Origin of the sequence: Inquilinus sp. (assembly GCF_039594555.1) — a bacterium.
Taxonomy (GTDB): domain Bacteria; phylum Pseudomonadota; class Alphaproteobacteria; order DSM-16000; family Inquilinaceae; genus Inquilinus.
In genome coordinates this window covers 1-12,678 of the sequence record NZ_JBCNNF010000197.1, presented here as the reverse complement: position 1 = coordinate 12,678, position 12,678 = coordinate 1, and the positions used below count along the sequence as shown (strand labels likewise).

Here is a 12,678-nt window from a genome sequence, read left to right as displayed (position 1 = left end):
GGTCAGCCGGTAGGGCGCCAGGCCGGCCGGCGTCACGTCGTCGAAACCGATGATCGAGAAGTCGCGCGGCGCGGCCCGGCCCGTCGCCCGGGCGCCGTCCAGGAAGCCGCAGGCCAGCAGGTCGCTGGCGCAGAACAGCCCGTCCAGCGGCGCGTCCCAGGCCCGGGCGGCGGCCGCGGCGCCGGCCTCGTGGCCGGGGCCGGCGGCCAGGATCGGGCGGAAGGTGGCGCGGCCGGCGGCCAGGGCCGGGGCCAGCGCGGCGACGAAGGCGGCGCTGCGCGCCAGGCCGCTATAGGTGCCACCCTCGACCCCAAGGAATCCTAGGTGCCGGCAGCCGGCCGCCAGCAGCGCCTCCGCCGCCAGCCGGCCGCCGGTCTCGTTGTCCGACAGCACGGCGTCGACCCCGGGGATCGACACGGCGCGGTTCAGCGCCACCACCGGGATGCCCAGCCGGGCGCATTGCTCGGCCAGCGCGATCGGCGGCGCGCCGGAGGTGACCAGCACGCCGCTGACCCGGTATTGCAGGAAGCGGGCGATGGTACGGTCCAGCGCCGCCTCGTCGTCGACCTCCGCCACCAGCGACTGCAGGCCGCGGGCGTCGATCTCGCGCAGCAGCGCCTCGAACAGGCCGGCGCGGTAGGGGTCGGTGGCGCCGCGCACGACGATGCCGACCAGGTCGGAGCGCTGGCGGTTCATGCCGCGGCCCAGCATGTTGACCTGGTAGCCCAGGGCCGAAGCCGCCTCCAGCACCCGCTCGCGGGTCTCGTCAGCCACCCGGGCCTGACCGGACATGATGCGCGAGACCGTGGCGCGCGAGACCCCGGCCCGGTCCGCCACCGCCTGGGCCGTCACCGGCCGCATGCCGCTGTCCTGCTGTCGTCGTCCCAACCGGCGCTCCCATCCCCACGGACCCAGGTTAGCGCACACGTGTTCATGAAGGCGAGGCGTCGTAAAGCGGAAATCGTTTACCCGGAAGCGATGTCACCGGACCGTCACGAAACATTCATTTCCTTGAAAGCGTGCGGGATCCGGGACCATGATAGAACCGCCGCCGGAGAGCGGTGCGGCCGAACGAGCGGATTTGGGGGGCTGTGAACACGTGTTCACACTATCGCAGTCCAGCGCGCCGCCGACCATCCTGCGGACTGGGGAGGGATTGGGAGATGACGACGAGGTTGATCAGCCGGGTGGCGGGCCTGGCGGCGCTGCTGCTGGCCGGGGCCGCGCAGGCGGACGAGCTGGTGATCGCCGGGCGCGACGGCGTCTATGGCGACGCCCTGGCCTATGCGATCGATGCCTACAAGAAGGTGTCGCCGGACACCGAGGTCGAGCTGCTGAAGCTGCCCTATGCCAGCCTGTACGAGAAGCTGGTGGTGTCGCTGCGCGGCGGCGCCGACGCCTATGACGTGATCGTCGCCGACGATACCTGGATGCCGGAATTCACCGCCAATGGCTGGCTGAAGCCGGTGACCGCCGACCTGTCGGGCGTGATCCCCAGCCTGACCGCCCTGTCCAAGGGCAAGGATGGGCAGGTGGTGGCGGTGCCCTTCGCCGGCAATGTCGAGATGTTCGCCTGGCGCACCGACCTGTTCCAGGCCGCCGGCCTGGCCGCGCCGAAGAGCTGGAGCGACGTGGTCAAGGCGGCAGAGACGCTGAAGGCCAAGGACCCGAACGTGGCCGGCGTGGTGTTCCGCGGCACCAAGGGCAACCCGATCGTGACCGGCTTCCTGCCGATCTTCTGGGCCCATGGCGGTGAGATCATCGACGGCTCGGGCAAGGCGGCGCTGGCGTCGCCGGCCGGCGTCAAGGCGCTGCAGCAGTTTCTGGCGCTGAAGGCCTATGCCCCGACCGGGGTGGAGACCTACAACGCTACCGAGGTGCGCGACGCGCTGCAGCAGGGCCGCGCCGCGATGGCGATCGAGGTCTGGCCGGCCTGGGTGCCGGCGCTGGACGACGCCGCCAAGTCGACGGTCGTCGGCAAGGTCGCGATCGGCCCGGCCCCGGGCGAGGCCAAGGGCCCGGCGCCGATGCTGGGCATCTGGCAGGTGGCGGTGCCGTCGGGCGCGCCGAATGCCGAGGGCGCGCAGAAGTTCCTGGCCTTCCTGAACGGCGCCGACATGCAGAAGGAGCTGGCGCTGCGCTTCGGCCTGCCGCCGACGCTGACCGCGCTCTATGCCGACAAGGACCTGATCGCCAAGTATCGCTGGTACCCGGACCAGCTGAAGGCGCTCGAAGCCGGCGTGTCGCGGCCGCGGATCAAGCAGTGGCCGCAGGTCGAATCGATCCTCGGCGACTACCTGCAGCTCGCCCTGGTGGGCCAGATGGCGCCGGAGGAGGCGCTGAAGAAGGCCTCGGCCGACATCGACACGGCGCTGGCGAAGAAGTAACCCGTAGCAGTTCTCTATCCTGTCATCGCCGGGCTTGACCCGGCGATCCAGGGGCCACCAAGAACGGTGCTTGCCGCCCCTGGATGCCCGGTCAAGCCCGGGCATGACAGGATAGGAATTCCGGAAGATTGTTCATCATCCCATGCTCTTCACCGACCGCCGGCAGCTCGTGCTGCTCCTGCTTCCCGCCGCGCTGCTGCTGGTCGTGTTCGCGCTCGCGCCCGTGGTCCAGGTCGCGATCTACTCCTTCCAGGACATCGACTATGCCGCCGACACCGCGCGCTGGGTTGGCCTCGAGAACTACGCCACGCTGTTCGGCGACTGGTTCTTCCGGGTCGATATCGGCAACACCGTCCGCTTCGCGGTCGTCGCCTCGCTGGTCCAGGTTGCGCTCGGCACCGCGCTGGCCCTGCTGCTGAACCGCGAGTTCCGCGGCCGCGGCGCGGTGCTGTCGGTCGTGGTCTATCCGATGATGCTGTCGACCCTGGTCTGCTCGGCGATCTGGCGGTCCTGGTTCCATCATGATGTCGGCGTGCTGAACGGCGCGCTCGGCTGGCTCGGCCTGGCGCCGGTGGAATGGCTGTCCGACCCCGGCCTGGCGCTGTGGTCGGTGATGCTGGTCGACACCTGGCAGTGGACGCCGATGACGACGCTGATCGTCCTGGCCGGGCTGCAGTCGATCCCGCCCGAGGTCGTCGAGGCGGCGCGGACCGACGGCGCCCGCCCCTGGGTGCTGCTGACCCGGATCGTGCTGCCGCTGGTGCGCGGCCAGATCTTCCTGGCCCTGCTGCTGCGCCTGATCGACACCTTCAAGCTGTTCGACAAGGTCTATGCCCTGACCGGCGGCGGCCCCGGCAACGCCACCGAGACGATGTCGATGTATGTCTACAAGAAGGGCTTCAAGTTCTTCGATGTCGGCCTCGCCGCCGCCGCCTCGGTGGTGATGATGGCGATCGCCTGCGGCCTGTGCGCCGTCTACGCCGCCCAGGCGATGCGGGGCCCGTCGAAGTGAAGCGCCTGCGCCAGATCCCCGCCTATACCGGCATCGCCCTGTTCGTCCTGGTCTTCGCCCTGCCGGTGATCTGGATGGTCGGCGCCGCCTTCGAGAACCCGGCCATCGCCGGGCGCGGCTTCCTGCCGACCGCACCGACCCTCGACAACATCCGGGCGGTGCTGGCCGACGGCTTCCTGGTGCGGCTGAAGAACACCGCCATCGTCGCCTTCGGCGCCACGCTGCTGTCGCTGTTCGCCGGCTTCCTCGCCGCCTACGCCCTGTCCCGGTTCCGCTTCCCCAAGCGGCTGGACGTGCTGTTCCTGCTGCTGGTGCTGGTGGTCAAGCTGATGCCGCCGATCGTGGTGGCGCTGCCGCTGCACGCGCTGCTGCTCGACCTCGGCCTGCTCGGCACCCTGTCCGGGCTGGTGCTGGTCTACCAGCTCTACACCCTGCCCTTCTGCCTCTGGATGCTGCTCGGCTTCGTGCGCGAGGTGCCGGTCGAGATCGAGGCCGCGGCGGCGATCGACGGCGCCGGCCTCTGGCGCCGGCTGTGGCACATCGTGCTGCCGCTGGCCCTGCCCGGGCTGGTGGCGACGCTGATCTTCGCCCTGATCCTGTGCTGGAACGAGTTCCTGTTCGCGCTCTTGTACCTGCAGCGGCCCAGCCGCTTCACCCTGCCGCTCTACGTCGCCACCTTCATCACCGAGGACGAGACGCTGTGGGGCCGGCTGATGGCGATCGGCCTCCTGTCCTCGCTGCCAGTGCTGCTGGTCGCGGGCTATATCCAGAAGCACCTGCTGCGCGGCTTCGCCCACCAGGCCAAATAGCGGCACAGGGGTGCCATCCGCGGCCATGGGTTGACGCTGCGGCCCCGCCGGGGTCAAAAGCCCGCGCATTCCGGATGTAGCGGAGCAGGGCGATGGGCGAGCGGGACCTGACCGGGCGGGCGGTGGCGGATGCCATCCTGGCCGAGGTGGCGGCGGAGGTGCAGGCGCTGGGCGAGGCGCATTGGCCGCCGAAGCTGGTGTCGATCACGGTCGGCGACGAGAGCGCGGTCGACGTCTATGTCCGCAACCAGCGGCGCACGGCCGAGGGCGTCGGCATCGCCTTCGAGACCCGGCGCCTGCCGGAGCGGATCACGCAGGAGGAGTTGCGAGCGGCGATCGCCGCGCTGAACGCCGACCCGCAGGTCAGCGGCATCATCCTGCAGCGCCCGGTGCCGAAGCACATCTCGATCAAGGCGATGCAGACGGCGATCCATCCGCTGAAGGATGTCGAGGGCATGAACCCGGCCTCGATCGGCAACATCGTCTACAACGAGCTGGAGCTGGCGCCCTGCACCGCGCTGGCGGCGGTCGAGATGCTGAAGCGCACCGGCCTGACCCTGGCGGGGCTGGAGGTGGTGGTGATCGGCCATTCCGAGATCGTCGGCAAGCCGATCGCCTTCCTGCTGATGTCGGAAGGGGCGACCGTCACGGTCTGCCACCACATGACCCGCTCGGTCTCGATGCATTCGCGCCGGGCCGATGCGGTGTTCGTCGCCGTCGGCAAGCCGAAGCTGGTCACCGGCGACATGATCAAGCCGGGCGCCGCGGTGATCGACATCGGCATCAACGAGGTGCTGGACGATGACGGCAAGAGCCGCGTTGTCGGCGATGTCGACTATGGCAGCGTCGCCCCGGTGGCCGGCTGGATCACCCCGGTGCCGGGCGGCGTCGGGCCGGTGACGGTCGCGGTGCTGATGCGCAACACCATCGTCGCCACCCGCCGCCAGAAGGCCCATTACGAGGCCCGCCTGGGCGCCGCGACCGCATGACCACTGGTCCCCGACATTGAATAGGATCGCCGTTTCGTATATACTGTATATACTAGACGGAGATGAGTGATGCTGACCCGGCTGTTCAGAAGCGGCAACTCCCTGGCCGTGCGCATTCCCAAGGAGCTGGCCTTCGCCGACGCGGCGCAGGATGTCGAGATCGAGCGCCGGGGTGACACTCTGCTCATCCGGCCGGTGACGTCCCGCTCGCTGGCCGGGGTGGCGCAGGCCTTCGCGTCCTTCCCGCCGGGCTTCATGGCCGAGGGCCGGGAGCACCACGAGCAGAAGGAGCGGGATTGGGGCCAGGGCAGCGCCTGAGCCATGCGCTACATGCTCGACACCAGCATCTGCATCCACCTGATCCAACGTCATCCGCCGCAGGTACTCAATCGCTTCGCGGCGCTGTCCCAGGGCGATGTGGTGATGTCGGCGGTGACGCTGGCCGAGCTGCGCCACGGGGTCGAACGCGATCCGTCAGCGAAGGCCCAGGCCGAACAGGCGCTGGATCGGCTGCTCGACTTCATTCCGGCCCAGCCCTTCGACACGGATGCGGCGACCCGCTACGGCGTGCTGGCCGCCGCTGTCCGGGACCGCCGGCGCGACGTGCTGGACCGCATGATCGCGGCCCACGCCGTCAGCCTTGGGCTGACTCTGGTCACCAACAACGAAGCCGACTTCAATATCTATCCCGGCCTGACCGTGGAGAACTGGACGAAGCCCTGATCCGGCCGCAACCCTGCGGCGCAGGAAGGCTGGATGCCAGCGGCCGGTCGTGGGTCTAAACCCGACTTATGACGGCATCGGACCGAGTCCCTGACCAGCCCCAGTTCGTGACGGAGCGGGATCCGCGGCTGCGCGTGATCATCCCGATGATCGTCGCCGTCGCCTTCCTGATGGAGCAGCTCGACTCCACCATCATCACCACCGCCATCCCGGACATGGCGGCCAGCCTGGACACCACGCCGCTGCGGCTGAACCTGGCGGTGACGACCTATGTGCTGACGCTGGCCGTGTTCATCCCGGTCAGCGGCTGGTTCGCCGACCGGTTCGGCGCCCGCCGGATCTTCGCCCTGGCGCTCGGCATCTTCACCCTCGGCTCGGCGCTGTGCGGCATGGCCGACAGCTTCGGCATGCTGCTGGCGATGCGGGCGCTGCAGGGGCTGGGCGGCGCGATGATGACGCCGGTCGGCCGGCTGATCCTGCTGCGCAGCTTCCCGCGGGCCCAGCTGGTCACGGCCATGACCTACATGACCCTGCCGGCGATCCTGGGGCCGGTGATCGGGCCGCTGCTTGGCGGCGTCCTCACCACCTACACGTCGTGGCGCTGGATCTTCTACGTCAACGTGCCCTTCGGCTGCGTCGGCATCCTGGCGGCGCTGCACTATTTCGAGGATGCGAAGGGCGGGACGGTGACGCCCTTCGACTATCCGGGCTTCCTCATGGTCGGGGCCGGCGTCGCCCTGCTGCAATACGGGCTGGAGAATATCGGCCGCCCGACCATCCCGACGCCGGCAATCGCGGCGGTGCTGGCGGCGGCCACGCTGCTGCTGCTGGCCTTCAGCCGCTATGCCCGCCGGCGGACGAACCCGGCGGTGGACATGACGCTGTTCCGGCTGCGCTCCTTCTGGGTCGGCACGCTGGCCGGCGGGCTATGCCGGGTCGGGCTGAACGGCGTGCCGTTCCTGCTGCCGCTGATGCTGCAGGTCGGCTTCGGCTTCAGCCCGGTGGTGTCGGGGTCGCTGACCTTCGTCAGCAGCCTGGGCGCGCTGTTGATCCGGCCGCTGCTGTCGCCGATGCTGCGCCATCTCGGCTTCGACCGGGTGCTGATCGTCAGCGCTGCCCTCGGTTCCGCCGCCATCGCCGGCTTCTCGCTGATGGGGCCTGACACGCCGCATTGGGTGCTGCTGGCCTACATCTTCCTGTTCGGCCTGCTGCGATCGATGCAGTTCATGACGTCGAACACCCTGTCCTATGCCGATATGCCGGCGGAGCGACTCAGCCGCGCCACAAGCCTGGGCGGGGTGCTGCAGCAGCTCAGCGTCAGCTTCGGCGTCTCGGTGGCGGCGATGCTGCTCGGCCTGGTCAGCTTCGAGAGCCACATCCTGTCACCGGAGCGCTTCCACGAGGCCTTCCTGCTGCTGGCGGCGATCCCACTGCTGTCGATCCCCGGCTTCCTCTATCTGCGGCCGGAGGACGGGGTGCAGGTCAGCCGGCACCAGCGCCGCCCGCGCTGACTACGGCGCGGGCGGCTTGCGCGGCAGGTCAGGCTGCCGCGGCGGCGACGGGGATCGCGAGCGTCGACCAGACATCGCGCAGCGCCTCGACCAGCCGGGCCATCTGCAGGTCGTCATGCAGCGGCGTCGGGGTGATGCGCAGCCGCTCCGCCCCGCGCGGCACGGTCGGGAAGTTGATCGGCTGGACGTAGATCCGGTGCCGCTCCAGCAGCAGGTCGCTGGCCGCCTTGCACAGCCGGGCGTCGCCGACGAAGACCGGCACGATGTGGCTGACCGACGGCATCACCGGCAGGCCGGCGGCGCGCAGGAGACGCTTCAGCGTCGCCGCCCGCTCCTGGTGCCGCTCGCGCTCGGCGCCGCTGGACTTGAGGTGGCGGATCGCGGCCAGGGCGCCGGCGGCGACCACCGGCGGCAGCGAGGTGGTGAAGATGAAGCCGGGGGCGTGGCTGCGCAGCGCGTCGACCAGCATGGCCGAGCCGGCGACATAGCCGCCCATCACCCCGAAGGCCTTGCCCAGCGTGCCCTCGATCACCGTCAGCCGGTGGGTCAGCCCGTCGCGCTCGGCGATGCCGCCGCCGCGCGGCCCGTACATGCCGACGGCATGGACCTCGTCGAGATAGGTCATGGCGCCGTGCCGGTCGGCGACGTCGCAGATCTCGGCGATCGGCGCGATGTCGCCATCCATCGAGTAGACGCTCTCGAACGCCACCAGCTTCGGCCGGGTCAGCGGGTATTCCGACATCAGCCGGTCCAGGTCCGCCGGGTCGTTGTGGCGGAAAATCCGTTTCTCGCAGCCGGAATGGCGGATGCCGGCAATCATCGAGGCGTGGTTCAGCGCGTCGGAGAAGATGACGCAGCCGGGGATCAGCTTCGCCAGCGTCGACAGCGCGGCGTCATTGGAGACGAAGCCGGAGGTGAAGAGGAGGGCGGCCTCCTTGCCGTGCAGGTCGGCCAGCTCCTCCTCCAGCGCCCGATGGTAGATATGGGTGCCGGAGATGTTGCGGGTGCCGCCGGCGCCGGCGCCGCAGCGGTCCAGCGCCTCATGCATCGCCGCCAGCACCGCCGGGTGCTGGCCCATGCCGAGATAGTCATTGGAGCACCAGACGGTGACGTCCGGCGCGCCGTCCAGGCCGTGATGGGCGGCGCGCGGGAAGGCGCCGGCATGGCGTTCGAGCTCGGCGAAGATGCGATAGCGGCCCTCGGCCTTCAGGGTGTCGATCGCCGTCCGGAATATGGTCTCGTAGTCCATTCCACCGTCTCGCCGTGCCTCGGGCCGGGACCCGGGCGGAAAGTGTAGCGCATCTGTTGCCGTCGCGTGAAATGGCACCATAGTCGAACCAGGCCGGCAAGCGAGGCTTGCGGCGGGTTCGGCGGCGATCCGCCGCATCGGGGCCAGAAATTTTCCGGCGGCCTGTCGGGACGCGTCCGGCCCGGTCGTCCTAGGGGCACAATCCCAGCGGAGGAGGCCGTCTTGGCCCAGCTCACCCAGAAGATCTCGCCGTTCCTGTGGTTCCTCGACGGCAAGGCCGAGGAAGCGGCCAAATTCTATGTCTCGGTCTTCGACAATTCGCGCATCACCTCCGTGCTGCGCAACGGCGACACCATGTCGGGGCCGAACGGCACCCCCCTGACCGTCGGCTTCCAGCTCGCGGGCCAGGACTTCACCGCCATCAATGGCGGCGGCGACTTCAAGTTCTCCTGGGCCGTCTCCTTCGTCGTGCTGTGCGAGGACCAGGCGGAGGTCGACCGGTACTGGGATCGCCTGGTCGAGGGCGGCGGCAAGCACAGCCAGTGCGGCTGGCTGCAGGACCGGTTCGGCCTGTCCTGGCAGATCACGCCGCGGATCCTGCTGGAGCGGACCCACGATTCCGACCCGGTGAAGGCGGCCCGGGCGTTCCAGGCGATGCTGCAGATGACCAAGATCGACATCGCCGCCATCGAGCGCGCCTATCGCGGCGAGGCCTGAGAGACCGTCTGGAAACTCTACTCTGGCGGCCATCTGACGTGGTTTCTGCGCTTCCGGTGCTCACGGACCTCATGTCCGCTGCGCTCCGGTTCTCGAAAACCACGCCAGCTGAGACTCGCCAGAGCGAATTTCCAAACGGTCTCTGACCGCCGCGCCCCGGCCGGACCGCTACGGGCGTAGCCATTCCGCGCTGGGGCAACCCGGCCCCGCCATGCGACGAAGAGTGTGTCCGGCGGGCTTTGCGCCCGCCGGCTTCGGCGTCATGATCCCCGGGCGTGGGGACGCAGGACAGGCTAGGTGCGATGACGGTGCAGGATGCGGCGGCCAGGGTCGCGTTGACCCCCCGCGGCCGGAAGAAGCGCGAGGCGATCCTCGACGCCGGGGTCAAGGTGTTCATGGCGGAAGGCTATGCCGCCAGCATGGACCGGGTGGCGGCCGAGGCCGGCGTCGCCAAGCAGACCCTGTACAGCCATTTCGGCAGCAAGGAGGGCCTGTTCCACGCCTTGTTCGACCGCTACAAGCAGCAGTCGCTGCGCGGGCTGGACCCGGCGGGCGACCTGGCGGACGAGCTCGCCACCTTCGGCGAGCACATGCTGCGGCGGATCTTCGACCCCGAGATCCTCGGCGTGCAGCGTCTGATGATCGCCCAGGCCGGCGCCTTTCCGGAGCTGGCGCGGATCGTCTACGAGGCCGGCCCGGGCCGCGCCCGGCTGAAGCTGGTGGAGTTCCTGCGGGCCAGGATCGAGGCCGGGGCCATCGAGCCGGCCGATCCGGTGGAGGCGGCGGACGACCTGTTCGCGCTGCTGCAGGGCAGCCGGCGGCAACGGATCCTGTTCGGGGTCGAGGCGGCGCCGGACCCGGCCGAGCTGCGCGGCATCGCCGAGCGCGCTGTTACAATCTTTTTACGCGCCTATACAACACGTTAAGGTCTTGTTTCGGACCCTTGTTTCGCCGCAATTCCTACTTACTTCCGGGTGCGAAGGGGCACCGACGGAGGAAGCAGATGGCGAAGTTCCGCTATTGGGGCGTGTCGGTTCTGCTCAGCCTGGGCCAGGCCGATTTCGCCGTGGCCACCGAGCGCCCGCCCTACGGTGATGCCCTGGCCGCCTATCTCGGCTCGGCCCGCGCGGCCAATGACGATCAGGGCCCGCTCTATCTCTACCGGCCGGACAGCTTCAGCCGGGTCACTTTCATCGGCCATGTCACGGCGGACGCGATGCCGTCCTGGCGGGGCGTCGCCATCGACGGCGTCTGGCAGCCGGCCGCGACGCCGGACGACTTGGCCCCACTGCTGCTGCCCGACACCGGCTGGGCCGCGGCGGATCCGGCGACGCGCGAGGCCATCGCCGTGCGCTGGGTGGAGGAGATCGTGCTGGCCGGCGAGGCGCTGAAGAGCGGCGCCGACCTGGTGCCGCCGGCGCCGGATGGCGCGATCGCCCCGGCCGCCGCCCGCACCCTGCCCGACGGGTCGATCGAGGTCAGCGGCTGGGTCTCGCATCTCAGCATCGCCGGCGAGATCGCCGACCCCTTCACCGTCCGCCTGGCGCCGGACGGGACGGTGCTGGCGTAGATGATCGTGACGGCGCTCGGGTTCACCTGGGCGAACCAGTTCCCCTATCTGTCATGCCCGGGCTTGACCCGGGCATCCAGGGAATGCCGATGCCGCGCTGGATGGCCCCTGGATTGCCGGGTCAAGCCCGGCAATGACAAAAAGGGGGGAAGGTGGGGAGCGGGCTCGCCGAGGCGAACCCGACCTTCCCCTTACCCCTCCACCCCCAGCTCCCGCCCCACCAGCGTGACCCAATAGGTCGAGCCCAGGGCCAGGATCGCGTCGTTGAAGTCGTAATGCGGCGTGTGGACGTAGTGGTAGCTGCCGTCCGGCTCGACGCCGTTGCCGATCATGATGAAGGCGCCGGGCCGCTGCTCCAGCATGAAGGAGAAGTCCTCGGCCCCGGTGATCGGCGCGATGTTGGTCGCGACCTTGTCGGCGCCGACGATGCTGGCCGCCACCCCGGCGGCGATGTCGGTCTGCTCCGGATGGTTGATCAGCGGCGGGTAGCGGCGGTCGTAATGCACCGCGGCGGTGCAGCCATAGGTCGCCGCTAGCCCCTCCGCCGTCTCGCGCAGCCGGCGCTCGATGGTGTCGCGCACCTTGGGCGAATAGCTGCGCGCCGTGCCGCTGACCACCACCTCCGGCGGGATGATGTTGGGCGACCCGGCCGACCCGCCGGAGACATGGCCGACGCTGATCACCGCCGGCTCGACCGACGGGATGTTGCGGCCGACGATGGCCTGCGCCGCCAGGATGAAATGCGCCAGAACCACCGTCGGGTCGGTCGCCAGATGCGGGGCGGAGCCGCCATGGCCGCCGGTGCCGCCGAAGCGGACGGTCCAGGTATCGGCGGCCGCCAGCATCGGGCCGGGGCGCAGGCCGAATTCGCCGACCGCGCGCCCGGGATTGTTGTGCATGCCGTAGACGGCGTCGGCCGGGAAGCGGTCGAACAGCCCTTCCTCGACCATCAGCCGGCCGCCGCCCTGGCCCTCCTCGGCCGGCTGGAAGATGAAATGCACCGTGCCGGGGAAGTCCCGGTTCTCCGACAGGTAGCGGGCCGCGCCCAGCAGCATGGCGGTGTGGCCGTCATGGCCGCAGGCATGCATCTTGCCGGGCACGGTCGAGGCGTAGGGCAGGCCGGTCTTCTCCTCGATGAACAGCGCGTCCATGTCGGCGCGCAGCGCCACCGCCCGGTTGCCGGGCCGGGTGCCCTTCAGCGTGCCGACCACGCCGGTCTTCGCGATGCCCTCATGGGTCTCGATGCCCCAGCCGCGCAGCGTCTTCGCCACCAGGGCGGCGGTGCGCACCTCCTCGAACCCGGTCTCGGGATGGGCATGGATGTCGCGGCGGATGGCGATCAGCTCGTCCTCATAGGACTTGATCTCGGCCAGGATGTCCTTCGGCTCGGCGGTCACGATCGCTCTCCCTGATTGGATCGGTTGGCTAGGTAGGACATTTGCAGGTTTTCCGTCCTGCGCCCAGGGGGCACCGGACGGATCTCGCGCGGATCGGTTGCGTTCCGGCCCGCGCCGCGCCAGGATCGCGCCCTTCGTCGGGGAGGAACGCTGCGTGATCCTGGATTTCGGGTCGATCAACATGGACCTGGTGATGGCCGTCACGGCGCTGCCGCGGCCGGGCGAGACCGTGCTGTGCGACGGCTACGTCACCAAGCCGGGCGGCAAGGGGTCGAACCAGGCGGTGGCGGCGGCGCGGGCCGGTGCGAAGGTGG

The 12,678-nt window shown here is 69.7% G+C and carries 14 protein-coding genes; 11 read left to right on the top strand and 3 right to left on the bottom strand.

Annotated elements, in window-relative coordinates; all coding sequences use genetic code 11:
- Positions 1-888, bottom strand: an 888-nt coding sequence (locus ABDW35_RS20535; protein ID WP_343715744.1) for a LacI family DNA-binding transcriptional regulator, incomplete at its 3' end; no start/stop codon positions are given.
- Positions 889-1,163: 275 nt separating this feature from the next.
- On the opposite strand from ABDW35_RS20535, the gene ABDW35_RS20530 reads away from it, so the two are divergent.
- From ABDW35_RS20530 to ABDW35_RS20500, 7 genes are all read left to right on the top strand, one after another.
- Positions 1,164-2,387 carry an ABC transporter substrate-binding protein gene (locus ABDW35_RS20530; RefSeq protein ID WP_343715743.1) on the top strand — a complete coding sequence of 408 codons (1,224 nt, stop codon included), beginning with the start codon at positions 1,164-1,166 and terminating at the stop codon, positions 2,385-2,387.
- 142 nt (positions 2,388-2,529) lie between these two features.
- Positions 2,530-3,399 carry a sugar ABC transporter permease gene (locus tag ABDW35_RS20525; protein WP_343715742.1) on the top strand — a complete coding sequence of 290 codons (870 nt, stop codon included), beginning with the start codon at positions 2,530-2,532 and terminating at the stop codon, positions 3,397-3,399.
- Positions 3,396-4,208 carry a carbohydrate ABC transporter permease gene (locus ABDW35_RS20520; protein WP_343715741.1) on the top strand — a complete coding sequence of 271 codons (813 nt, stop codon included), beginning with the start codon at positions 3,396-3,398 and terminating at the stop codon, positions 4,206-4,208. The genes ABDW35_RS20525 and ABDW35_RS20520 overlap by 4 nt, the downstream gene beginning before the upstream one ends.
- A gap of 92 nt (positions 4,209-4,300) precedes the next feature.
- Positions 4,301-5,197 carry a bifunctional 5,10-methylenetetrahydrofolate dehydrogenase/5,10-methenyltetrahydrofolate cyclohydrolase gene (locus tag ABDW35_RS20515; protein WP_343715740.1) on the top strand — a complete coding sequence of 299 codons (897 nt, stop codon included), beginning with the start codon at positions 4,301-4,303 and terminating at the stop codon, positions 5,195-5,197.
- Between the two features lie 69 nt (positions 5,198-5,266).
- On the top strand, positions 5,267-5,515 hold the full coding sequence (gene vapB / locus ABDW35_RS20510) for a type II toxin-antitoxin system VapB family antitoxin (RefSeq protein ID WP_343715739.1): 249 nt from the start codon (positions 5,267-5,269) through the stop codon (positions 5,513-5,515).
- A gap of 3 nt (positions 5,516-5,518) precedes the next feature.
- The gene (locus ABDW35_RS20505) at positions 5,519-5,920 is read left to right on the top strand and encodes a type II toxin-antitoxin system VapC family toxin (RefSeq protein WP_343715738.1); all 402 of its coding nucleotides are present in this window, start codon (positions 5,519-5,521) and stop codon (positions 5,918-5,920) included.
- 107 nt (positions 5,921-6,027) lie between these two features.
- Positions 6,028-7,431 (top strand): DHA2 family efflux MFS transporter permease subunit, encoded by a 1,404-nt coding sequence (locus ABDW35_RS20500; protein WP_343715737.1) that lies wholly within the window; start codon positions 6,028-6,030, stop codon positions 7,429-7,431.
- A gap of 28 nt (positions 7,432-7,459) precedes the next feature.
- Here ABDW35_RS20500 and hemA read toward each other — a convergent pair whose 3' ends face one another.
- On the bottom strand, positions 7,460-8,680 hold the full coding sequence (hemA, locus tag ABDW35_RS20495; protein WP_343715736.1) for a 5-aminolevulinate synthase: 1,221 nt from the start codon (positions 8,678-8,680) through the stop codon (positions 7,460-7,462).
- Positions 8,681-8,902: 222 nt separating this feature from the next.
- Here hemA and ABDW35_RS20490 point away from each other — a divergent pair, with 222 nt between their 5' ends.
- The 3 genes from ABDW35_RS20490 to ABDW35_RS20480 all read left to right on the top strand — a co-directional run bounded on the left by ABDW35_RS20490 (position 8,903) and on the right by ABDW35_RS20480 (position 10,967).
- Complete coding sequence (locus tag ABDW35_RS20490) at positions 8,903-9,397, top strand: VOC family protein (protein ID WP_343715735.1); 495 nt, start codon at positions 8,903-8,905, stop codon at positions 9,395-9,397.
- A 302-nt stretch (positions 9,398-9,699) separates the two neighbouring features.
- Positions 9,700-10,323, top strand: coding sequence for a TetR/AcrR family transcriptional regulator (locus ABDW35_RS20485; RefSeq protein ID WP_343715734.1), 624 nt, complete (start codon positions 9,700-9,702; stop codon positions 10,321-10,323).
- A gap of 77 nt (positions 10,324-10,400) precedes the next feature.
- Positions 10,401-10,967, top strand: a complete 567-nt coding sequence (locus ABDW35_RS20480; RefSeq protein WP_343715733.1) for a hypothetical protein — start codon at positions 10,401-10,403, stop codon at positions 10,965-10,967.
- Positions 10,968-11,158: 191 nt separating this feature from the next.
- Here ABDW35_RS20480 and ABDW35_RS20475 read toward each other — a convergent pair whose 3' ends face one another.
- Entirely contained in the window at positions 11,159-12,364 is a 1,206-nt protein-coding gene (locus ABDW35_RS20475; protein WP_343715732.1) for a M20 aminoacylase family protein, read from the bottom strand.
- On the opposite strand from ABDW35_RS20475, the gene ABDW35_RS20470 reads away from it, so the two are divergent.
- Positions 12,342-12,678: PfkB family carbohydrate kinase (locus ABDW35_RS20470; protein ID WP_343715731.1), on the top strand; the 337-nt coding region annotated here is incomplete at its 3' end. The two genes, ABDW35_RS20475 and ABDW35_RS20470, sit on opposite strands and share 23 nt — an antisense overlap.

What these genes read in the sequence shown, in the direction of transcription:
- ABDW35_RS20525 (WP_343715742.1), top strand. Translation starts at nt 2,530, where the DNA reads ATGCTCTTCACCGACCGCCGGCAGCTCGTGCTGCTCCTGCTTCCCGCC.
- vapB (WP_343715739.1), top strand. Translation starts at nt 5,267, where the DNA reads ATGCTGACCCGGCTGTTCAGAAGCGGCAACTCCCTGGCCGTGCGCATT.
- ABDW35_RS20530 (WP_343715743.1), top strand. Translation starts at nt 1,164, where the DNA reads ATGACGACGAGGTTGATCAGCCGGGTGGCGGGCCTGGCGGCGCTGCTG.
- ABDW35_RS20505 (WP_343715738.1), top strand. Translation starts at nt 5,519, where the DNA reads ATGCGCTACATGCTCGACACCAGCATCTGCATCCACCTGATCCAACGT.
- ABDW35_RS20480 (WP_343715733.1), top strand. Translation starts at nt 10,401, where the DNA reads ATGGCGAAGTTCCGCTATTGGGGCGTGTCGGTTCTGCTCAGCCTGGGC.
- ABDW35_RS20515 (WP_343715740.1), top strand. Translation starts at nt 4,301, where the DNA reads ATGGGCGAGCGGGACCTGACCGGGCGGGCGGTGGCGGATGCCATCCTG.
- hemA (WP_343715736.1), bottom strand. Translation starts at nt 8,680, where the DNA reads ATGGACTACGAGACCATATTCCGGACGGCGATCGACACCCTGAAGGCC.
- ABDW35_RS20485 (WP_343715734.1), top strand. Translation starts at nt 9,700, where the DNA reads ATGACGGTGCAGGATGCGGCGGCCAGGGTCGCGTTGACCCCCCGCGGC.